General features: G+C 61.9%; 22 protein-coding genes and 1 rRNA gene. 7 read left to right on the top strand and 16 right to left on the bottom strand.

Going from position 1 to position 20720, the window contains the following annotated elements:
* A 16S ribosomal RNA gene (locus ACLHZ1_RS15675) occupies nucleotides 1–77 on the bottom strand; the annotation flags it as partial.
* 48 nt (nucleotides 78–125) lie between these two features.
* Here ACLHZ1_RS15675 and ACLHZ1_RS15680 point away from each other — a divergent pair.
* Both ACLHZ1_RS15680 and ACLHZ1_RS15685 read left to right on the top strand, forming a co-directional pair.
* Complete coding sequence (locus tag ACLHZ1_RS15680; RefSeq protein ID WP_427262839.1) at nucleotides 126–380, top strand: hypothetical protein; 255 nt, start codon at nucleotides 126–128, stop codon at nucleotides 378–380.
* A gap of 154 nt (nucleotides 381–534) precedes the next feature.
* Nucleotides 535–1074: a gamma carbonic anhydrase family protein gene (locus ACLHZ1_RS15685; protein ID WP_408798068.1), complete on the top strand. Its 540-nt coding sequence runs from the start codon at nucleotides 535–537 to the stop codon at nucleotides 1072–1074.
* An 81-nt stretch (nucleotides 1075–1155) separates the two neighbouring features.
* Here ACLHZ1_RS15685 and polA read toward each other — a convergent pair whose 3' ends face one another.
* Nucleotides 1156–3900: a DNA polymerase I gene (gene polA / locus ACLHZ1_RS15690; protein WP_427262840.1), complete on the bottom strand. Its 2745-nt coding sequence runs from the start codon at nucleotides 3898–3900 to the stop codon at nucleotides 1156–1158.
* A gap of 403 nt (nucleotides 3901–4303) precedes the next feature.
* Here polA and elbB point away from each other — a divergent pair, with 403 nt between their 5' ends.
* Complete coding sequence (elbB, locus tag ACLHZ1_RS15695; protein WP_408798072.1) at nucleotides 4304–4957, top strand: isoprenoid biosynthesis glyoxalase ElbB; 654 nt, start codon at nucleotides 4304–4306, stop codon at nucleotides 4955–4957.
* An 86-nt stretch (nucleotides 4958–5043) separates the two neighbouring features.
* On the opposite strand, the gene ACLHZ1_RS15700 is transcribed toward elbB, so the two are convergent.
* From ACLHZ1_RS15700 to ACLHZ1_RS15715, 4 genes are all read right to left on the bottom strand, one after another.
* Entirely contained in the window at nucleotides 5044–5253 is a 210-nt protein-coding gene (locus ACLHZ1_RS15700) for a cell division protein ZapB (RefSeq protein WP_041997460.1), read from the bottom strand.
* 168 nt (nucleotides 5254–5421) lie between these two features.
* Nucleotides 5422–6702, bottom strand: a complete 1281-nt coding sequence (locus ACLHZ1_RS15705; protein WP_427262841.1) for a hypothetical protein — start codon at nucleotides 6700–6702, stop codon at nucleotides 5422–5424.
* A 23-nt stretch (nucleotides 6703–6725) separates the two neighbouring features.
* The gene (gene cysE / locus ACLHZ1_RS15710; protein WP_041997466.1) at nucleotides 6726–7505 is read right to left on the bottom strand and encodes a serine O-acetyltransferase; all 780 of its coding nucleotides are present in this window, start codon (nucleotides 7503–7505) and stop codon (nucleotides 6726–6728) included.
* Between the two features lie 8 nt (nucleotides 7506–7513).
* Nucleotides 7514–8425 (bottom strand): cation diffusion facilitator family transporter, encoded by a 912-nt coding sequence (locus ACLHZ1_RS15715; RefSeq protein ID WP_408798076.1) that lies wholly within the window; start codon nucleotides 8423–8425, stop codon nucleotides 7514–7516.
* An 87-nt stretch (nucleotides 8426–8512) separates the two neighbouring features.
* On the opposite strand from ACLHZ1_RS15715, the gene ACLHZ1_RS15720 reads away from it, so the two are divergent.
* The 3 genes from ACLHZ1_RS15720 (at nucleotide 8513) to trmL (ending at nucleotide 11086) form a co-directional block, all read left to right on the top strand.
* Nucleotides 8513–9205: a response regulator gene (locus ACLHZ1_RS15720; RefSeq protein ID WP_427262842.1), complete on the top strand. Its 693-nt coding sequence runs from the start codon at nucleotides 8513–8515 to the stop codon at nucleotides 9203–9205.
* Complete coding sequence (locus ACLHZ1_RS15725) at nucleotides 9202–10554, top strand: ATP-binding protein (RefSeq protein ID WP_427262843.1); 1353 nt, start codon at nucleotides 9202–9204, stop codon at nucleotides 10552–10554. The genes ACLHZ1_RS15720 and ACLHZ1_RS15725 overlap by 4 nt, the downstream gene beginning before the upstream one ends.
* A 67-nt stretch (nucleotides 10555–10621) precedes the next feature.
* Nucleotides 10622–11086, top strand: coding sequence for a tRNA (uridine(34)/cytosine(34)/5-carboxymethylaminomethyluridine(34)-2'-O)-methyltransferase TrmL (trmL, locus tag ACLHZ1_RS15730; RefSeq protein ID WP_427262844.1), 465 nt, complete (start codon nucleotides 10622–10624; stop codon nucleotides 11084–11086).
* A 69-nt stretch (nucleotides 11087–11155) separates the two neighbouring features.
* Here trmL and ACLHZ1_RS15735 read toward each other — a convergent pair whose 3' ends face one another.
* The 6 genes from ACLHZ1_RS15735 to ACLHZ1_RS15760 form a co-directional block, all read right to left on the bottom strand.
* Nucleotides 11156–12445: an MATE family efflux transporter gene (locus tag ACLHZ1_RS15735; protein ID WP_427262882.1), complete on the bottom strand. Its 1290-nt coding sequence runs from the start codon at nucleotides 12443–12445 to the stop codon at nucleotides 11156–11158.
* Nucleotides 12446–12518: 73 nt separating this feature from the next.
* Nucleotides 12519–13145, bottom strand: a complete 627-nt coding sequence (locus ACLHZ1_RS15740) for an SCO family protein (protein WP_427262845.1) — start codon at nucleotides 13143–13145, stop codon at nucleotides 12519–12521.
* Nucleotides 13138–14034, bottom strand: a complete 897-nt coding sequence (cyoE, locus tag ACLHZ1_RS15745) for a heme o synthase (RefSeq protein WP_427262846.1) — start codon at nucleotides 14032–14034, stop codon at nucleotides 13138–13140. Before cyoE ends, ACLHZ1_RS15740 begins: the two co-directional genes overlap by 8 nt.
* Nucleotide 14035: 1 nt before the next feature.
* Nucleotides 14036–15019: a COX15/CtaA family protein gene (locus ACLHZ1_RS15750; protein ID WP_427262847.1), complete on the bottom strand. Its 984-nt coding sequence runs from the start codon at nucleotides 15017–15019 to the stop codon at nucleotides 14036–14038.
* A gap of 41 nt (nucleotides 15020–15060) precedes the next feature.
* Nucleotides 15061–15531: a hypothetical protein gene (locus ACLHZ1_RS15755; protein WP_427262848.1), complete on the bottom strand. Its 471-nt coding sequence runs from the start codon at nucleotides 15529–15531 to the stop codon at nucleotides 15061–15063.
* The gene (locus ACLHZ1_RS15760; protein ID WP_427262849.1) at nucleotides 15528–16259 is read right to left on the bottom strand and encodes an SURF1 family protein; all 732 of its coding nucleotides are present in this window, start codon (nucleotides 16257–16259) and stop codon (nucleotides 15528–15530) included. The genes ACLHZ1_RS15755 and ACLHZ1_RS15760 overlap by 4 nt, the downstream gene beginning before the upstream one ends.
* Before the next feature lie 24 nt (nucleotides 16260–16283).
* On the opposite strand from ACLHZ1_RS15760, the gene ACLHZ1_RS15765 reads away from it, so the two are divergent.
* A complete protein-coding gene (locus ACLHZ1_RS15765; protein ID WP_041997493.1) occupies nucleotides 16284–16490 on the top strand; it encodes a DUF2909 family protein in 207 nt (68 codons plus the stop codon).
* Between the two features lie 7 nt (nucleotides 16491–16497).
* On the opposite strand, the gene ACLHZ1_RS15770 is transcribed toward ACLHZ1_RS15765, so the two are convergent.
* Genes ACLHZ1_RS15770 through coxB form a run of 4 tightly spaced genes read right to left on the bottom strand, consistent with a single transcriptional unit; the run spans nucleotide 16498 to nucleotide 20680 of the window.
* The gene (locus ACLHZ1_RS15770; RefSeq protein ID WP_427262850.1) at nucleotides 16498–17415 is read right to left on the bottom strand and encodes a cytochrome c oxidase subunit 3; all 918 of its coding nucleotides are present in this window, start codon (nucleotides 17413–17415) and stop codon (nucleotides 16498–16500) included.
* A complete protein-coding gene (locus tag ACLHZ1_RS15775; RefSeq protein WP_427262851.1) occupies nucleotides 17408–17944 on the bottom strand; it encodes a cytochrome c oxidase assembly protein in 537 nt (178 codons plus the stop codon). Before ACLHZ1_RS15775 ends, ACLHZ1_RS15770 begins: the two co-directional genes overlap by 8 nt.
* Before the next feature lies 1 nt (nucleotide 17945).
* On the bottom strand, nucleotides 17946–19529 hold the full coding sequence (gene ctaD, locus ACLHZ1_RS15780; protein WP_427262852.1) for a cytochrome c oxidase subunit I: 1584 nt from the start codon (nucleotides 19527–19529) through the stop codon (nucleotides 17946–17948).
* Between the two features lie 11 nt (nucleotides 19530–19540).
* Entirely contained in the window at nucleotides 19541–20680 is a 1140-nt protein-coding gene (gene coxB, locus ACLHZ1_RS15785) for a cytochrome c oxidase subunit II (RefSeq protein ID WP_427262853.1), read from the bottom strand.
* Between the last annotated feature and the right edge of the window lie 40 nt (nucleotides 20681–20720).

Genomic DNA, 20720 nt, shown 5'->3' on the forward strand with positions numbered 1-20720 from the left:
TCCCGCTGCCGCTCGACTTGCATGTGTTAGGCCTGCCGCCAGCGTTCAATCTGAGCCATGATCAAACTCTTCAATTTAAGTTTGGTTGCTTCGAAAAGCGGCTCAATGAATTGCTGAAATAAACTGTGACAACCGAAGTTGTCTTGGTCACTTCACCAGACATTGAAAATCAAAAATTGTTTTTGATGCTCGATGCTGTGAGTGCCCACACAGATTGCTTGATTCAAATTGTTAAAGAGCGACGCAGCTTTTGGCTGCTGCGGGAGTGGCATTCTACTCAACCGCCTTCTCGAGTCAAGCCTTATTTTGTAAGGCTTTTCGAGGCTATCGACGAGGTTGTTTGCGTTGCCGCTTGCCCTGTCGATGGAGGCGCATTATAGAGAGATTGATCTCACTGGCAAGCCCCTCGATGCAATAAAATTGCAAAAATCGGCGTTTATTTAGTTATTCATAACCAACCACAGCTTTTATACAACTTTATCCACAGAGCCGGGTCTGGGATTGCTAGAATGGCCGTAAATCAAGGAGGCCAAGATGGACTTGCGACTAAGACCCTATAAGGGAAAGCGCCCGCAACTGGGCAAAGACGTATACGTGGATCCCTGCGCCACTTTGGTGGGAGACATAGTGCTCGGCGATGATGCCAGCATCTGGCCCCTGGTGGCGGCGCGGGGGGATGTGAACCACATCCGCATCGGCGCCCGCAGCAATGTGCAAGACGGCACGATTCTGCATCTCAGCCGCAGTAGCGAGGCCAATCCCCATGGTTACCCCCTGCTGATCGGGGAAGATGTCACCGTCGGCCACAAGGCCATGCTGCATGGCTGCACCATAGGCAATCGGGTGCTGGTCGGCATGGGGGCCATACTGCTGGATGGGGTGGTGGTCGAGGATGATGTGATGATAGGCGCTGGCTCTCTGGTACCACCGGGCAAACGGCTCGCATCCGGCTTCCTCTATATGGGGAACCCGGTCAAGCAGGCGCGGCCGCTCAAGCCGGCAGAGATTGCCTTTCTGAAAACCTCGGCCGACAACTACGTCCTGCTCAAGGACGAATACCTGCAAGAGGCCTGAAACACCGCCGCCACAAACAGGAAGCCCGGCATGATGCCGGGCTTCTCTGCTTATATGGCTAGCCAGTCACCCGGGTCAGGCTCAGTGGGCCTGATCCCAGTTGTCCCCCACCCCGGCCTCGACCACCAGCGGTACATGCAGCTCGGCCGCCGCCGACATCTTCTCCTTGATGAGGGTGACGTACTCGTCGACCTTGTCGGCACGGATCTCGAACACCAGTTCATCGTGGACCTGCATCAGCATGTGGATGGAGTCATCCTCGATGCCTTTGAGCCACCCTTCGACCTGGATCATGGCGCGCTTGATGATGTCGGCGGCCGTGCCCTGCATGGGTGCGTTGATGGCGGCCCTCTCCGCCGCCTTGCGCAGGCCGGCGTTGCGGGACTTGATGTCCGGCAGATAGAGGCGACGACCGAACAGGGTCTCGACGTAGCCCTGAGCTTCCGCCTGCTGGCGGGTACGCTCCATATACTCCAGCACGCCCGGGTAGCGCTCGAAGTAGAGATCCATGTATTTTTGCGCCTCGGCACGGCCGATCCCCAGCTGCTTGGCCAGACCGAAGGCACTCATGCCGTAGATTAGGCCGAAGTTGATCGCCTTGGCGCTGCGGCGCATGTCGCTGGTGACCGCATCGAGCGCCACCCCGAACACCTCGGCGGCGGTCGCCTTGTGGATGTCCTTGCCCTCGGCAAAGGCGGTCAGCAAACCCTGGTCACCGGAGAGGTGCGCCATGATGCGCAGCTCAATCTGGGAGTAGTCCGCCGCCACCAGCTTGTAGCCCTGGATCGGTACGAAGGCCTGACGGATGCGGCGACCCTGCTCGTTGCGCACCGGGATGTTCTGCAGGTTGGGGTCGGTCGAGGAGAGCCGGCCGGTCGCCGCCACCGCCTGATGGTAGGAGGTGTGCACTCGCCCGGTCTGGGGCTTGATCATCAGCGGCAGCTTGTCGGTATAGGTAGACTTGAGCTTGGCCAGGCCACGGTGCTCCATCAGCAGGCGCGGCAGATCGTAGGTCTCCGCCAATTCCGCCAGCACCTCTTCCGCGGTAGACGGGGCGCCCTTGGGGGTCTTCTTGAGGATCGGCAGCCCCAGCTTGACGAACAATATCTCGCCGAGCTGCTTGGGTGAGGAGAGGTTGAACTCCTGGCCGGCCAGCTCGTGCGCCTGCTTCTCCAGCTCCACCAGCCGCACCTCGATCTCCTGACTCTGCTGGTGCAGCAGCTTGGGATCTATGGTGGTCCCGAGCCTCTCCATCCGTGCCAGCACCGGCAGCAGGGGTAGCTCAATCTCGGTGAACACCTTGGCAAGCGTGGGCTGTTTGCTCAGTTCGCCCCACAGGGTCTGGTGCAGGCGCAGGGTGATGTCGGCATCTTCCGCCGCATAGGGCGCCGCCTGCTCCAGTTCGATCTGGTTGAAGGTGAGCTGCTTGGCCCCCTTGCCGGCGATCTCTTCGAACGAGATGGTGTCGACGCCCAGATACTTCCTGGCCAGAGAGTCCATGTCGTGACGGCTGGCGGTGGAGTTGAGCACATAGGATTCGAGCATGGTGTCGAAGGCGATGCCCTGCAGGTCTATACCGTGATTGAGCAGCACGTTGCGATCGTACTTAAGGTTCTGCCCCACCTTGAGACGGGCCGGATCCTCCAGCAGCGGCTTGAGCCTGCCCAGCACCTGCTGTTCGGTCAGCTGGGTTGGCGCCCCCAGATAGTCGTGACCGAAGGGAACGTAGGCCGCCTTGCCCGGCTCGATGGCGAACGACACGCCAACCACTCTCGCCTCCATATAGTCGAGACTGGTGGTCTCGGTATCGAAGGCAAACAGCTCGGCCCCGGCCAGCTTGCCGAGCCAGCCATCCAACTCGGCTTCGGTCAGGACGCATTGATACTCGGTCTCGATGGCCGCCGACGCCACCGAGTCAGCCTGGGCACCCTCTCCCTCGTCATCGCCCCCTTCCAGCTCCTTGAGCAGATTGCGCAACTCATACTCGCGGTAGACCGCCAGCAGGGACTCCTTGTCGATCGGGCCCAGCACCAGCTGCTCCAGGCTCTGTTCCAGCTCGACGTCGGTCTTGATGGTGGCCAGCACATAGGAGAGGCGAACCTGCTCCTCCTGCTCGCGGAACTTGTCGGCAAAAGCCTTGGAGCCGCGAAAGCCCAGGGCGGCGACCTTGTCCAGATTGGCGGCGATCTCGTCTATGCTGCCGATCCCCTGCAGCAAGGCCAGCGCCGTCTTCTCGCCAACCCCCGTCATGCCGGGGATGTTGTCCACCTTGTCTCCCATCAGGGCCAGGTAGTCGATGATGAGCTCTGGCGGCACGCCGAACTTCTCGATCACCCCGTCCCTATCTGTCTTCACATCCTTCATGGTGTCGATCAGGGTGACATGGTCGGAGACCAGCTGGGCCATGTCCTTGTCACCCGTGCTGATGAGCACCGGCAGCTTCTTCTCGGTCGCCTGACGGGCCAGGGTGCCGATCACGTCGTCCGCCTCCACTCCTTCCACCATCAGGAAGGGGAAGCCCATCGCCTTGATCATCTGGTGAATGGGAGCAACCTGGCTGCGCAGATCGTCCGGCATGCTGGCCCGGGTCGCCTTGTACTCGGGGTAGATGTCATCGCGGAAGGTCTTGCCCTTGGCGTCGAACACCACGGCGACATGGCTGTCGGGGTATTGCTTGCGCAGGCTGCGCATCATGTTTGCCATGACACGGACGGCGCCACTTGGCAATCCGGTGGAGGTTCGCAGGTCGGCCTGCTGGGAGGCGAAGAAGGCGCGATACAGATATGAAGAACCGTCGACCAGAATGAGGGGATTGCTAGGGGCCATGAAGTCGTCCTGCCAGAGAGATAAACAGCCGCTAGGATGCCACAGGGACCCCCTGGCACCAAGGGGGCCGGCCTAACCTATTGTTGGATGCATGCCAAACAAATTCTGTGGATAACTCTGTGACCAAAAATGGCATGAGCTGACCAAGCCTGTGAAGAACAACGGAAACAAAAAACAAAAAACCATTAATATCAATAAATTATACCATCACCACAAGATAAAGATGTATCAAGGATGACATGGCCAAATGTGGAAAAAATTTTAAGGGGATGAGTCAGGCAGGATCCAAAACGAAACAATCCTAGCACAGCATCCTGACTTGACCAGCCGGGGGCGAACGATAACCATACAAAAGTGCCAGTTTCCACCTTGGCTCACATTTTCGACAACAAGGAGTCTTCCCATGAAAAAAGTGGCCGTGATCTTGAGTGGTTGTGGCGTGTTTGATGGCGCCGAGATCCACGAGGCGGTGATCAGCCTGCTGGCGCTGGCGCGCCAGGGCGCCGCCGTCCAGTGCTTCGCTCCCGACGTGCCCCAACTGCATGTCATCAATCACCTGACCGGCGAGGTGAGCGAGGGGGAGAGCCGCAACGTGCTGGTCGAGGCGGCGCGCATCTGCCGCGGCCAGATCCGCGATGTGGCCGAGCTCGATGCCGCCGATTTCGATGCCCTGCTGCTGCCAGGCGGTTTCGGCGCCGCCAAGAACCTGTGTGACTTCGCACTCCAGGGGGCCCAGTGCCAGATCCAGCCCGATGTGCTCAAAGCGTGCCAGAGCTTTGCCCGCGCCGGCAAGCCCGCCGCCTATATCTGCATCGCGCCGGCCATGATCCCCCTGGTCTATGGGGCCGGCACCCTGGCCACCATAGGCAAGGATGAAGGAACCGCCAATGCCATGGAAGCCATGGGTGCCAGCCACCTCGCCTGTCCGGTCAACGAGTTCGTGGTGGATGAAGAGCGCAAGGTCATCTCCACCCCGGCCTACATGCTGGCCAACAACATCGTCGAGGCGGCAGACGGCATCGAGAAGACGGTCAAGCAGCTGCTGGCCATGTGCTGAGGCAAGGAGCCAGGTCGCTGCCCGCCATCAACGAGAAGGCCGCTCATCGAGCGGCCTTCTCACTTGCGGCGAGGAACGGCGTGGGATCAGATGGCTTCGTCCATCTGATCGATCTTGCCGAGCAGGGCGCGCAGACGCTCTTGCCAGGCTTGATGCTCGTTGCGCAGCTGATGGTTCTCATCTTGCAGCTGGTTGTTCTGCTGCTTCAGTTCGTCCAGCTCCATCTTCAGCAGGGAGATGTTGTCGACGGCGGATTGGACTTTGGATTCGAGTTGTTCAAGGACTTCTAATGACATGATGCGTACCTGTTTGTTCAATTGCGATGCCCCACAGAGGGCAATGCCAGCGCGTGGAGTCAGCATACCCTGAGCCGCTTCGCACAAACAAGCCGGCACGAGGGAAAATGCGGTCTCGCCGCCATCCCAGCTCAAATCTGCGTCGATTTTCTTCACATGGGCCGGGATTCATCCCTGCCAGGCGATATATCCGCCCAGCAGCAGACAGGCCATCAGATACATGAAGGCGCCATAGGTCAGGTTCCAGCGCAGCAGCAGAGAGGCACTCAGGTTGTAGCGGGCGGCCAATGCCAGGTTGGAGCCGGAGAGGGGGCTGGTACCGGTCGCCAGTCCCCAGCCGAGCAGGAAGCACATGCCGAGCAGGCTGGGATCCGGCTGCAGGGGCCAGAGCAGCGGCGCCAGCCCCGAGATGCTGATCAGGGGATGCACCCCGAAGATGGCCACCACCAGGATCAGCAGCAGGGTCAGCGACGCCTCGAACCAGCCGAAGTGCTGGAACAGCGGCAAGCCGTGATCGCCGACGGCCAGGGTGGACAGGGCGCTATTGATCCCTGCCGCCAGCAGGCCGGCACCGAGAAACAGTACCAGCTGGCCGCCGATGGCGGGGAAGCGTTCCACCACCTGACGCTTGAGCGCCAGGGCGCGCCCCTGGCGTGGCATGAAGATCAGCGCCAGCAAGGGGGCCACCAGAGCGATCACCGCCAGAATGCTGAGGGCGGGCCACCACTGCTTCACCAGCAGCACGGCCGCCGCCAGGGCCAGCGGCAGTCCCAGGGTCTGCAAGCGCAGCGGATAGCCCTGAAAATCGGCGATCGCCCCCAGCCGCTCGACCTGCCAGGCGGTGACCCCCATGGAGATGAGGGCGCCGAGCATGCCGAACGGCAAGATGGGAGCCAGTCGCATGCCGGGGGCATAGGTGAGCGCCACCGCCATGGCCACGAAGAAGGGGGACCAGAATGCAGCGGCGCAGAAGATACGGCTCAGCACCATGACCTGGCGTCGCTCCAGGCTGTTGTTGCGCTCCAGCCGATCGCCAATGATGAAGAGCACCGACAGATTGATCACGGCCCCCAGCAGATTGAGGCTCGCCATGGTGCTCCACAGCCCCTTGCGGCCTGACCAGGCAGGGGTGCCGGTCAGCAGCCCCGAGGTCGCGAGATTGAGGGTGCTCACGGCGGCGAACATGGTCAGCATGTTGATGTTGGGCAACAGCCACTCCCCCAGGGTGAGGTCGGCGCCACGCACGAAGGAGAACAGCAGCAGTATCAGGGCGGCGCCGTATAGCACCAAGGCCTGGCGCCTAGCGGCTCCCGCCATCCTGGGCCAGGTCAGCAGGGACGCCATCCAGGCCGCCAGGGCGGCGGGCCAGGGCGAGATGCCCCCGTAAAGGTGCAGCAGATTGAGCAGCCACATTGCCAGGATGAGCCATCCCGACCACCACTTGGCCATGGTCCAGCCTTACATCAGGAGAGTCAGAGGCACTGGTCCATGTCCAGCGAGGGTTTGTCGCACTCGGGATGACCGACGATCTTGGCAGGCACGCCGGCGACCGTGGTATGGGGCGGCACCGGGTTGATCACCACACTCCCCGCCCCTATCTTGGCCCCCATGCCGACCTCTATGTTGCCGAGCACCTTGGCACCGGCGCCGATCATTACCCCTTCACGGATCTTGGGATGGCGATCGCCCCCCTCCTTGCCGGTTCCCCCCAGGGTCACACTCTGCAAGATGGAGACATCGTCCTCGATCACCGCCGTCTCACCGACCACTATGCCGGTGGCATGGTCAAACATGATGCCTTTGCCGATGCGGGCGGCGGGATGCACATCCACCCCGAACACCACCGAGATCTGGTTTTGCAGATAGAGCGCCAGCGGGCGGCGCCCCTGCTGCCACAACCAGTGGGCCACCCGATAGCCTTGCAGGGCGTGGAACCCCTTGAGATAGAGCAGGGGGGTCGAGAAGAACTCGACCGCGGGATCCCGCTCCTGTACGGCACAGATGTCGGCTGCCACCACGGCCAGCAGGTCGGGATCGCTGCGCAGGGCCTGTTCTATCACCTCGCGCAGGGCGATGGCCGGCATGGTGGCGCTGTCGAGCTTGTTGGCAAGCTGGAAGCTCAGGGCCGAGCGCAGCGTCTCATGATTGAGAATGGTGGAGTGGAAGAAGCTGGCCAACATGGGCTCCTGGGTCGCCATCATGCCCGCTTCCTGCTGAATTTTTTGCCACGTACGGGCAACCAGATCATCCATGTTACTGCCTACTGTTGTTCGATGGGGGAGCCTTGCCGTTCCTTGTGCACCACAGAGATGGGGTCCATGTGAATGATGACGTCCGTCCGCTCAAAGGCCTGGCGCACCGCCAGTTCCGCCTCGTCGGCGATCTGGTGGGCCTTGACCAGGGGGAGCTGATCATCCAGCTCCAGATGTAATTGCACAAAACGGGTCGGCCCGGATTGGCGGGTACGCAGATCATGCACACCGTGCACACCGGCGACCTCACAGCAAAGGGCCATTATTCTCGCTTGTTCCTCCTCTGGCAACTGGCGATCCAGCAGGGCCTGCACCGACTCGTACCCTATGGTCAACGCCCCCCACAGCAGGAAGAGGCCGATCAGGATGGCAAACAGGCCATCGGCCCAGAGCCAGCCCTGTCCCGCCAATACCAGGGCGAGCAAGACGCCGCCATTGAGCAGCAGATCGGAACGGTAGTGCAGCATGTCCGCCTTGATGGCCACACTGCCAGTGCGCCGCACCACGAATTGCTGGAAGCCCACCAGCAGCAGGGTCAGCACCATGGAGCCCAGGCTCACCCAGATGCCCGCCTCCAGCCGCAAGATGGGATCCTCCTTGAGCAGGGAGGAGATGCCGTGCATCACCAGCAGCAGGGCCGACCCCGCGATGAAGGCGGACTGGATCAGGCCGGCCAGGGATTCCGCCTTGCCATGGCCGAATCTGTGCTCCTCGTCGGCGGGGGTCATGGCATAGCGGATGGCGAGCAGGTTGATGATGGAGGCACTCACGTCCATGAAGGAGTCGGTCAGGGAGGCCAGCAGGCTGGAAGAACCCGTCATCAGCCAGGCGATCAGCTTGCCGGTGATGAGCAGGGTGGCCGTGCCGACGGCGGCCATGCTGGCCAGGGTCACCCAGCGGGAATATTGTTGATGGCTCACAACCGGCTTTCCTCTTGCGGTTAAAAATCTATTATACCCTGACCCTGCGCCCCCCTTGGCGCGAAAAATGATCGGAACTGGCGACTGATGAACAGAATTTTGCTGGTCGATGACGACCTGGACCTCACCCAGCTGCTCCACGAAATCCTGACCCTGGAGGGTTTCCAGGTGACGGTGGCCGACGATGGCGAGCAGGGACTGCACCAGTTGGCGCTGCACGCCTTCGATCTGATCCTGCTGGACGTCATGATGCCCAGGCTCAACGGCTTCGCCATGCTGGCCAGGCTGAGGGAGCGGCTCGATACCCCAGTGCTGATGCTGACCGCCCGCGGCGACAGCCAGGACAGGGTCAATGGTCTGGAAGCGGGCGCCGATGACTACCTGGCCAAGCCATTCGACGACAGGGAGCTGCTCGCCAGGATCCGCGCCATACTGCGCCGCACCCAGGGCAGCAACCCAGCGCGAGTGGGCGCCGACGAGGTGCAGTTCATGGATATCCAGCTGCAACCCGGCTTGCAGCAGGCCTGCTGCGACGGCAGGCAGCTGGAGCTGACCGCCACCGAGTTTGGCCTGCTGGAGTGCCTGCTGCGCAGCCCGGGGCAGATCATCAGCAAGAAGCAGCTCTCGGAACAGGTGCTCGGCAAGAAGCTCGAGCCCTTCGATCGCGCCATCGACATGCACCTGAGCAACCTGCGCAAGAAGCTGCCGGAGCGAGCCGATGGTCAGCCCCGTTTCAAGACGGTGCGGGGCCGCGGCTACCTCTGGCTGGACGCGACATGAGACTCCCTCCCCTCCATGGTCTCTCGGGTCAGATCTTTCTCTGGTTCTGGAGCATGTTGCTGCTGATCCTGGCGGTGGTGATCAGCCTCCCCTCCCTGGATCCACGCAACACCATCCCCCTGCCCCCCAAGGAGCGGCTCTCCATGCAGCAGCACGTGCGCACCCTGCTGCAAGGTGCCCGGCCCGACCGGGCATTCGACCTGCAACAGGCGTTGCAAGCCGCCGGTCTGATGCAGGTGGGCAGCATCTATGTGCGGGACCAGGCGGGCCAGGTGCAGGCCTCCACGCCGCCGGACAAGTTCGTGATGCGGTTCATGCTGGAGGTGGATCAGCCGGACAACCCCATGATGGGCCGCGACCACAACGATGCGGTCACGGGTCCCTTCCTGCTCGAGCACAATGGTCACAGCTACCAGGTCTACTTCGGCCTCAATGTCGACAACCCCTATCTGTTTCTGGTGATCCAGATCCTGGACCACCCCGTGCTGATCCTGTTGGTCGCCATGCTGATCAGCACGCCACTGTGTCTGTTGCTCGCCATGCGGCTGACTCGCCCCATTCAGCAGTTGCAGCAATCCGTCTCCCAAATCGCCGCCGGTGAGCTGGAAACCCGGATCCCCAACCTGGAGCGGCGCGACGAGATTGGCCAGCTGGCCGACAACGTCAGCCACATGGTGGAAACTCTCAAGCTGATGATACAAAAACAAAAACAGCTGTTATCTGACATCTCCCACGAGTTACGCAGCCCTTTGACTCGCATCCAGCTGGCCCAGGCGCTGATCCGTCGCAAGCAGGGCGACAGCAACGAGCTGGCCCGCATCGAGTCTGAAATAGGGCGGCTCGACAAGCTGATCGGCGACCTGCTCGATCTCTCCCGCGCCCAGCAGCGGGTGGAGGCGCCCATCTACTACCCCCTCGCCGAGCTGCTCGAGCCCATACTGGATGACGCCCTGTTCGAGGCCCACCAGAGCGGCAAGCGCCTGGTCCTTCCCCCCCTGCCCAGCCTCTCGCTGCGGATCTGGCCCGAACTGCTGGCGCGCGCCCTGGAGAATCCGCTGCGCAACGCCCTCAAATACGCCGAGAGCCTGATCGAGGTGGAGTGGCACAGCACGGCGCAGCATTGGATCATGAGCATCCGCGATGACGGGGCAGGAGTGCCCAGCGATCAGCTGGCGCTGCTGTTCCAGCCCTTCTACCGGGTCGACGATGCCCGCAACGGCCAGACCGGCGGGACCGGCCTCGGACTGGCCATCGCCGCCGAGGCGGTGCACCGCCATGGCGGCCATATCACGGCCGCCCATAACGTGCCCCACGGCCTGCTCATCACCATCACGCTGCCGCTGACATGAGCCTCTTTTCATTGCCGCAGCGGCTGGGTATGCTGACGCCCCTCCCGGCCCCCATCAGGATCTTGTCATGCTCGATATCGTGCTCTATCAACCGGAAATTCCCCCCAACACGGGCAATATCATCCGACTCTGTGCCAACACCGGCTATCGGTTGCACCTGATAGAGCCACTAGGATTCGAGTGGGACGACAAGCGGGTCAAGCGCGCCGGGCTCGACTATCACGAATTCGCCGAAGTGAAGCGCTGGCCAAGCTATGAGGCCTTCCTCGCGGCCGTGGCGCCCAGGCGGGTATTCGCCTGCACCACCAAGGGTGCCCGACCCCACTCGGCCGTCGACTTCACCCTGGGGGATGCCTTGCTGTTCGGCCCCGAGAGTCGTGGCCTGCCCATGGAGATCATCGAGAGTCTGCCGGGCGAGCAGCGCCTGCGCATCCCCATGCTGCCCCAGAGCCGCAGCATGAACCTGGCCAACGCCGTCTCGGTGTTCGTCTACGAGAGCTGGCGCCAGCTCGGCTATCGAGGCGCCCAGTAGAACCCCACGACACAGAGGGCCCGCTTGCTGACAAGCGGGCCCTCTCGATATCGGCGTGGTGAAGCAGGATCAGGCGCGGGATGCGAGCAGCCGACCATCCCGCTCCATGCGCCAGCAGAGCAGACCCAGGCTCAGGCCCCGGCCGACCATGAGCGCCGCCATCGCCGCCCAGAGCGCATCACTGCCCAGGGATTGCGCCAGCCACCAGACCGGGAAGAAGCCGCCAAATACCGCCACCAGCATGCTGTTGCGCATCTCACGGGCCCGGGTCGCCCCGATGAAGACCCCATCGAACAGGAAACACCAGACCGCCAGCAGCGGCATGGCCACCAGCCAGGGCAGGTTGTGTTGTGCCTCCCGGATCACCTCGGGCAGATCTGTCATGCTGGCGACAAGGCCTGGTCCCCCCAGGGCGAACGCCAGGGTAAAACCGGCGGCAATCAGCAGGGCCCAGCCCAGGTTGAGCACTATCACCTCCCGCAGCCCCTGACGGTCACGGCGCCCTATGGCGCGCCCGACCATGGCCTCGGCCCCATAGGCAAACCCATCCAGCCCGTACGAGATCAGCATCAGCAGATTGAGCAAGACCGTATTGGCAGCCACCGTCACGTCACCGAGCCGGGCTCCCTGCAGCGTCATGAAGGCGAAGCAGAGCTGCAGGCAGAGGGAGCGGATGAAGATGTCGCGGTTGAGCCCCAGCAGACGCAAGAAGACAGGCCACTGCCGAAAGCGGCGCAGGGCGCCCTGCCAGACCGCCGGATCCAGCGCTCGCAGGCGGCGGCTCACCAGCCAGATGCCGACCCCGAGCGCACAGTGATCGGCGATGAGGGAGGCCGCCGCCACCCCTTTGACCTCCCAACCCAGTCCCAGCACGAAGAGAGCATCGAGGGCCATGTTGACGAGATTGGTCAGGATCAGCAGCGCCATGGGCGTGCGGGCATCCTGCAAGCCCAGCAACCAGCCCATGATCACCAGATTGCACAGGGCCGCCGGGGCACTCCAGATCCGCACAGCCACATACTGACCCGCATAGTGCTGCACCTCGGCCGAGCCTCCGCTCAACCCAATGATCTGAGGCAGGAGGGGGAACACCAGCAGCATGATGCCCACCCCCAGCAACAGTGCCAGCGCCATGGCCCGCATCAGGGTATCGAGCATCTCCCGCCCGCAGGCCGCGCCATGGGCCTGGGCGGTCAGCCCTGTGGTCGACATGCGCAGGAAGCCAAGCAGCCAGAAGATGAGATTGATCAGGGTCGCCCCGACCGAGACACCACCGAGAAACCAGGCCTGACTCAGGTGGCCGATGACCCAGGTATCGACCAGCCCGAGCAGGGGGGTGGTGATGTTGGAAAACACCATGGGCAATGCCAGGGCGAACACGGCGCCATGGCGGGCAGGGTCCCGCAGCCAGTCGGGGAAACGCGCCACGGGCTCAGCTGCCGGACAGGGTCAGGATACGGTCAAAATCCGAGACCAGTGCCTTCATCGCCACATGAGGCACCTGACCCGGGGCGGACTCGGGTCGAAAGATGGCTTGTAGCTGACCTTCTGGATTGACCAGCACGATGGAGGCCGAGTGATCGATGAGGTAATCCTTCTCCCCCTGCTCGGCGATTGAGTAGATGAGTCCCAGGTTGCGGACGAAGGGGAACAGGGCGCCATGGGGCGCGGTCGCCGCCTTGAAGTCGGGCTGGAAGAAGGCGACGTAACTCTTCAGGCGCGCCGGCGTGTCCCGCTGGGGATCCGCCGAGATGAAGACCACCTGACTGCGCTCGTCCAGCTTCTGCAACTTGGGATAGACGGACCTCAGATCGGCCAGAGTGGTGGGACAGACGTCGGGACAGAAGGTGTAGCCGACGAACAGGAAACTCCAGTGCCCTTTCAGGTTTGCCGGCGTGAAGGGCTGGCCATCGGCATCGGTCAGCGAGAAGGGGCCAAGGTCTCGCCCAGCGGCATAATAGGTGGCCTGTTCAGGCTCTTCGGGTTTGTGGATAAACCAGGCGCTGGAAACACCCGCGATAAATACCAGCAATAACAGGGGGAAACGCCACTTAGCCATAGTCAATCCAGTGATCCGCCAACAAGACGATGAAGAGTACCATCAGATGGGTGATGGAAAATTTGAAGCATTGTATCGCAGTCTGCTCGTCCGGGGAGAACTTGAGACGCCAGGCCCACTGCACAAACCTCAGATTGAGGCAGAGGCTGCCGATCAGATAACCCGGGCCTGCCATGCCAACCAGCCAGGGCAGCAGGCACACCAGGGTGAGCAACAGGGTGTAGAGCAGCACGCAGGTTTTGGTGAACTCGATGCCATGGGTCACCGGCAACATGGGAATATTGACCCTGGCATAGTCATCTCGTCTGTGGATGGCCAGCGCCCAGAAGTGGGGCGGGGTCCAGGTGAAGATGATGGCCACCAGCAGCAGGGCGTGGGGATCCAGCATCCCGGTGACCGCGGTCCAACCGAGCAGGGGAGGCATGGCCCCCGCCAGCCCGCCAATCACTATGTTCTGCGGGGTCGCCCGCTTGAGCCAGACCGTGTAGACGACGGCATAACCTATCAGGGAGCCTGCGGTCAGCCAGGCGGTCAGGCCGTTGACGCCCAGCCAGAGGATGGCGATGCCGCCGGCACAGAGCGCCAAGGCAAACGTCATCGCCTGACGAGTCTCGATACGCCCCCTGGCGACCGGCCTGTGGTGGGTACGCGCCATGCGCAGGTCTATGTGCCTGTCGAGCACATGATTGATGGCGGCCGCTCCTCCCGCGGCCAGGCCTATTCCCGTCAGGGACAGGAGCACCAATCCCGGGCCCGGCAGCTGGCCGGTGAGGTACATGCCGACCAGGGCGGTGAGCAACAGGAGCGCGACCACCTTGGGCTTGGTCAGCATCAGATAGTCTTGCCAACGCCATCTCGCCGTGGCGTGCAGTGCATGCGTTCGCGCCATCTCAACGCTCCCCTGTTTGGGCCGACCGGCGGCCGAGTGCAAACCAGACGGTCACCATGGTGAGCAGCAGCAAGGCGGCCACCCCATGGTGAGCCAGGGCCACGGGCAAGGGCAGCATGAGCCCAATGTTGCTCACCCCCAGCACCACTTGCAGCAACACCAGGGTGGCCAGCACGCCTCCCAGAACCGACCATCCCTCTCGACCCAGCTGCCAGGCCAGCCACAGCAGCGTCAGTACCGTCACCAGGGCCCAGCTTCTGTGGGTCAGTTGTATGGTCATGCGAGCCCCGTAGGGCAGCACGCCAAACTGATAACTGTCGCTCGGCGGCGGCACGGGATCGAACGCGCGAATGAAATCGAGCCAACGCCACCAGGGGCCCTCACACCAGGGCAGCTGATGGCAGGTGAGCGCCGCGTAGTTGGCCGACGTCCAACCACCAAGAGCTATCTGGATCACCAGCACCACCAGGCCGATCCGAAGCAGCCACAGCGTCCGCCCGGGCGCCTGCACCGATGGCGAGGCGTGTGTCGATGACCAGTGTCTGAGCGCGGCGAGCCAGAGCAAGGCCAGAATGGTCATGCCGCCCAGCAGATGGCTCAGCACCACCAGTGGAAACAGGTTCATGGTCACCGTCAGCATGCCGAGCAACCCCTGACCCACCACCAGTGCCAGCGTCAGCCAGGCGAGCCGCCGACCCTGCCGCCGGTGGAGAGAGAACAGGGCCTGAGCGAGGATGACAAGCCCGAGCAGGCCAGCGCAATAACGGTGGATCATCTCATTCCAGGCGAGGTGGGGTTGCAGTGGGGTATCCGGAAAGCGGCGCTCTGCCAGCATCAGCTCATGGCTCTGGCTCGGCACCAGGTGAAAACCGTAACACCCGGGCCAATCCGGGCAGCCGAGTCCGGCCTCCGTCAACCGGGTGTAGGCGCCGAGCACCACCACCACCGCCGCGAGCAACAGGGCACACAGACTGATCCAGCGCATATTCCCCCCATGGGCCCAATGGGCCAGATGGTCTCTTGTTATTATCCGATCCTTGATAACTTCAATAGCTTGCGAAGGTCTGCCAGCAATGCCTCCCCGGCCGCAAGGCCCCCTCCCGCCTCCAGAACGATGGGGTAGCGCAGTATCAGCCGTCCCTGGGGATCGGCGATATAGATGAACCCCTGGACCAGGCCGCTCTGATTCTCCGCCGCCTGGATCAACGGGTCGCCGCTCTCGCCGCCCAGGCGCATGGGCACCACCCGCTCCCGCTCCTGGCCAAGCGCCAACCAGCTCTGATGCAGCAGGAAGAGCCCGGCCTCACAACGGGCATCACACACCGCCTGCGTGGGCATGAGCATATGCCAGCGACCCTGTTGGGGAACCTGCCCCTCTACCCACTCCCCTTTCGCCGTCACCCCACCTTCGAACCAGTGCTGGTTCAGCACCAGCCAGGCGATCGTGGGAGAGGCCAGAAAGACCAGCACCAGACCGAGCAACGGCATCATCTTCATTCAACCTCCTTGTCATCGTCATGGGAGGACGCCTTGCGCCACCACCAGAGCGTGAGACCCGCCAGGGTCAGGGTCATGGCAAACCACTGCACGGCATAACCGATGTGGCGCTCGGGGGTCATGGGGTTACCCGGCTTGTGACGCACCAGGTCGGGCCAAGGGCCGCCTTCCTCCAATATCAGGACAAAGGGGAGTACCGGCCGCTGCCACCGTTCGGTCAGCCAGGCGGTGTCTATCGCCTGGACTCGCGTTGGCCACTCTTCCTCTGGGCCGCCGAGACGCAGAGGGGGATGATAGGGGCGCGCCACCCGTCCTCGAATTCGGTACTCTCCTGCCGGTTGCGAAACAGCTGGTATAACCTGACGATCTTCTCCTTGGGGCACCCAACCCAGATCGACCAGCAATAACCCCTGTGCCGTAACCAGAGGGCGTAAAACCTGGTAACCCGGCTGCCCTTGATAAACCTGGTTATCGAGGAAGAGGGTAAGCCCTGGGGCGAATCCCCCTTCCAGTGAGAGCTGATAGCCATACCTGTCCTCCTTGACCAACAGGTCCTGCAGACTCAGTTCAAGCTGGCCACGCTGCTGACCCTGGTCAAGCAGCTGGCGCTTTTGCGCTGCACGAGTCAACTGCCAGCTGCCCAGCCAGGCCATGAGCAACCCCATGGTCAAGGCCAGCACCAGCAGGCCAACCCTGCCTTTTGCCCCTGCAAAACCGCCTATAATCATGGCATTACCCTTAGAGTGACGCCCATGATCATCAAACTCCTTATTGTATTGCTGCTCGCCATGGTACTGATTTCCCTGTTCAGGGCCCTGTATCAACTCGTCAGGGGCCAGACTCACCTGCCGGCGAGCCACTACCTGGGGCGCAGAGTGATCTTCTCCGTGCTGCTGGTCATATTGCTCTTGCTGGCCATGATGAGCGGCCTGCTGACCCTCAATCCCTCACCTTTCTGATCACTCTCTAAAGGATATAGACGAAAACAAACAGGCAGAGCCAAACCACGTCAACAAAATGCCAGTACCAGGCGCTCGCCAGGAAGGCAAAGTGGTGATGCGCATTGAAGTGTCCCTTCATGACCCTGAGCCACATGATGGCCAGCATCAGGGTACCCAGGAAGACATGCATGCCGTGGAAGCCGGTCAGCATGAAGAAGGTGTTGCCATAGATGCCGGATTTGAGGGTCAACCCCATCTCGGTATAAGCGTGGTAATACTCAAGCACCTGCAATGACAGAAAGAGGAGGCCGAGCAGTACGGTGCTGCCAAGCAACAGCTTGACCCTGTTGCGATGGCCCCGCTCCAGGGCCTGGTGAGCGAGCTGCAAGGTCACCGACGAGCTGAGCAGCAGCAGGGTATTGATAAGGGGCAGGCCTTGCCAGGGCATGGCCTCGGTCTGGCTCCCACCCGGAGTGGTCACCAGTGGCCAGATGGCCTTGAAGTCGGGCCAGAGCACTTGGTGAGTGCTCAGATGGTGCAGATGTTCTCCCCCCAGCCAGGGTACTGACAGCACCCGTGCATAGAAGAGTGCCCCGAAGAAGGCACCGAAGAACATGACCTCGGAGAAGATGAACCAGCTCATCCCCTGGCGAAAGGATCTGTCCATCTGTGGGCTGTACAGCCCGCTCATCGACTCGTGGATGACATGGCCGAACCAGCCAAACAGCATGCCCGTGAGAGTCAGGGCTCCCGCCAGCAGGAGCCAGCCCCCGGGGTTGCCATGGCTGATCAGCATGCCGGCTCCCGATGCCATCAGGAACAAGCCAACCGCCCCCATGATGGGCCAGGGACTCTGCGCTGGCACATAGTATCTCGAATCGTTCGCCATTCTCGCCTCCGATACCGGACTCTCGATCCCCTTGCCCGGGGTAAGTTCAACCATTTTGGCCGCCCTGGCCCGCCGCCTTGGTCACGTCATACAGGGTGTAGGATAGGGTCAGGGTATGCAGCTCGGCCGGCAGCGCCTGATCGACATAGAAGTACAAGGGCAACTGGGCCTGCTCCCCGATCGCCAGATGTTGCTGCTGGAAGCAGAAACACTCCGTCTTGTGCAGATAGCGGGCGCCGATCCCCGGCGTGACGGAGGGCACCGCCTGCAACACACGTGCACTGTCGGCCGCGTTTTCAACGTTGAAGTGCGTGCGGCTCAGCTCGCCCGGGTGCACCTTGATGCGCTGCACCACGGGGGCAAACTTGCCCTCGAACCCAGGGAAGGGATAGGCCACCAGCTCCAGCGTCACGGTGCGGCTGCTGTCTATCTCGCCCGTCGCGGCAGTGGCGGCCACGGACGCCGTCTTGCCATTGATCCCCGTGATCCGGCACAGGACGTCATACAGTGGCACCAGGGCATACCCGAAACCGAACATCAGCAGGGTGGCCAGTACCAGTTTGAGGGTGAGCCGAGCGTGCATGTCACTTCACCTCTGGCGGGGTGGTGAAGGTGTGATAGGGGGCTGGCGAGGGAACCTCCCACTCCAGACCATGGGCCCCATCCCAGGGTTTGGCCGCGGCCGCCTTGCCACCGCGGATGCACTTGATGACCAGGTAGAGAAAGATGAGCTGGGACAGACCAAACGCGAAACCGCCCAGGCTGACGATGCCGTTCACATCGGCGAACTGGATGGAATAGTCGGGGATCCGCCGCGGCATGCCCGCCAAGCCGAGAAAATGCATCGGGAAGAACAAGACGTTGACCGAGATGACGGAACACCAGAAGTGCCACTGGCCGAGTCGTTCGTCATACATATGGCCAGTCCACTTCGGCAGCCAGTAGTAGGCCGCTGCCATGATGGAGAAGACGGCTCCCGTCACCAGGACGTAATGAAAGTGGGCCACCACGAAGTAGGTGTCGTGATACTGGAAATCCGCCGGTGTGATGGCCAGCATGAGGCCGGAGAAGCCACCCATGGTGAACAACACGATGAAGGCGATGGCAAACAGCATGGGCAGCTCGAAGCTGAGGGAGCCTCGCCACATGGTGGCTACCCAGTTGAACACCTTCACGCCGGTGGGCACCGAGATCAGCATGGTGCAATACATGACAAACAGCTCGGCAAACACCGGCATCCCCGTGGTGAACATGTGGTGGGCCCATACCAGGAAGCTCAAGCCGGCGATCGAGGCGGTGGCGTAGACCATGGAGCTGTAACCGAACAGCGGCTTGCGGGAGAAGGTGGGGACAATGGCCGAGATGATGCCAAAGCTCGGCAGGATCATGATGTAGACCTCGGGGTGACCAAAGAACCAGAAAATATGCTGGAACATGACGGGATCCCCGCCCCCTGCGGCATCAAAGAAGCTGGTGCCAAAATACTTGTCGGTCAGCACCATGGTCACCACCCCCGCCAGCACCGGCATGACGGCGATCAACAGGAAGGCGGTCACCAGCCAGGTCCAGACAAACAGGGGCAGCTTCATCCAGGTCATGCCTGGTGCCCTCAGGTTGCAGATGGTGACGATGACGTTGATGGCCCCCATGATGGAGCTGATCCCCATGATATGGATGGAGAAGACAAACAGCGCCGTGCTGTCCGGGGAGTAGTGGGTGGAGAGAGGGGCGTAGAAGGTCCAGCCGAAATTGGGGCCGCCCCCTTCGGTGAACAGGGTGCCGAACAGGATCAGGAAGGCGAACGGCAAGATCCAGAAACTCCAGTTGTTCATGCGCGGCAATGCCATGTCTGGCGCCCCTATCATCATGGGGATCATCCAGTTCGCCAGCCCGGTAAAGGCGGGCATGACGGCGCCAAACACCATGATCAGGCCATGTACCGTGGTCATCTGGTTGAAAAAGCCGGGGTCGACCAGCTGCAAGCCGGGTTGAAACAGCTCGGCACGGATCACCATGGCCATGGCGCCGCCGGTCAGAAACATGATGAAGCTGAACCAGAGATAGAGGGTGCCGATGTCCTTGTGGTTGGTGGTCAGCAACCAGCGCAACAAGCCTCTGGGCTGATGGCCATGCTCTGCCTGATGATCGAGATCCGTGACGACACTCATCTTGCTCTCTCCTACATGGATTTGCCCTTGAGGAAGGCGTCGACATCCTTGGCCTGAACCTCGTCACCCTTGTCATTGCCCCAGGCGTTGCGTTCATAGGTGATGACCGCCGCCAGCTCCTGCAAACTGAGCTGCTTGGCGAAGGCCTGCATGGCCGTGCCCGCCTTGCCGTTGAGCACAATATCCAGGTGTCCCGCCTTGGGACCCAGCGCGATCTGGCTGCCCTTGAGGGCGGGGAAAGCGCCCGGAACCCCTTGCCCGTTGGCCATGTGGCAGGCGGAGCAGTGGCCAAGATAGACCTTCTCGCCGAGCGCCATCAGCTCATCCCGGCTCATGGTCATCGAGAGCAGCTTCTGCTCTTGCTCCTTGGCCGCCAGCTGCTCGGCCCGCGTCTTGCTCAGCCACTGGTTGAATTCGGCCTCCGGCTTGGCGATCACCACGATGGGCATGAAGCCGTGCCCCTTGCCGCAAAGCTCGGCACACTGACCCCGGTAGAGGCCGGGGTGATCGATGCGGGTCCAGGCCTCATTGATGAACCCGGGGTTGGCATCCTTCTTCACCGCAAAGGCCGGCACCCACCAGGAGTGGATCACATCCTGGGAGGTGATGAGAAAGCGCACCTTCTTGCCGGTGGGCAGCACCAGAGGGCGATCCACCTCGAGCAGATAGTTCTCCCCCTTGCGGCGCTTGTTGTCTATCTGCGCCTGAGGCGTGGCCATCAGGCTGTAATACTCGACACCGTCGTCGAAATAGCGGTAATGCCATTTCCATTGGGACCCCGTTATCTGCACCGTCAGGTCGGCATCGCTGGTATCTTCCATGGCGATCAGGGTGCGGGTGGCGGGTACGGCCATGCCGATGAGAATGAGGAAAGGGATCAGGGTCCAGAGGATCTCGACCCGGGTGCTCTCGTGGAAGTGGGCAGCCTGCGCCCCCTTGTCCTGCCGATGATGCCAGATGGCCCAAAACATGACCCCAAACACCAGCAAGCCTATCAGGGCACAGATGATGAGTATGGTCATGTGCAGGTCGTACACGTTGCGACTGACGGCGCTGACCCCCTCCGTCATGTTGAAGCGCATGCTGTTGCCGAGCGATGACTCGCTCCAGACACACAGAAAGATTGAGAGAGTAATCAGGACTCTTTTCACTCTGCCCCCCATTGTTAGCGCTGCCCTGCCGGGCGTCTCT

The organism is Aeromonas sobria, assembly GCF_050266975.1.
In the GTDB taxonomy this organism is placed as follows: Bacteria; Pseudomonadota; Gammaproteobacteria; order Enterobacterales; family Aeromonadaceae; genus Aeromonas; species Aeromonas sobria_B.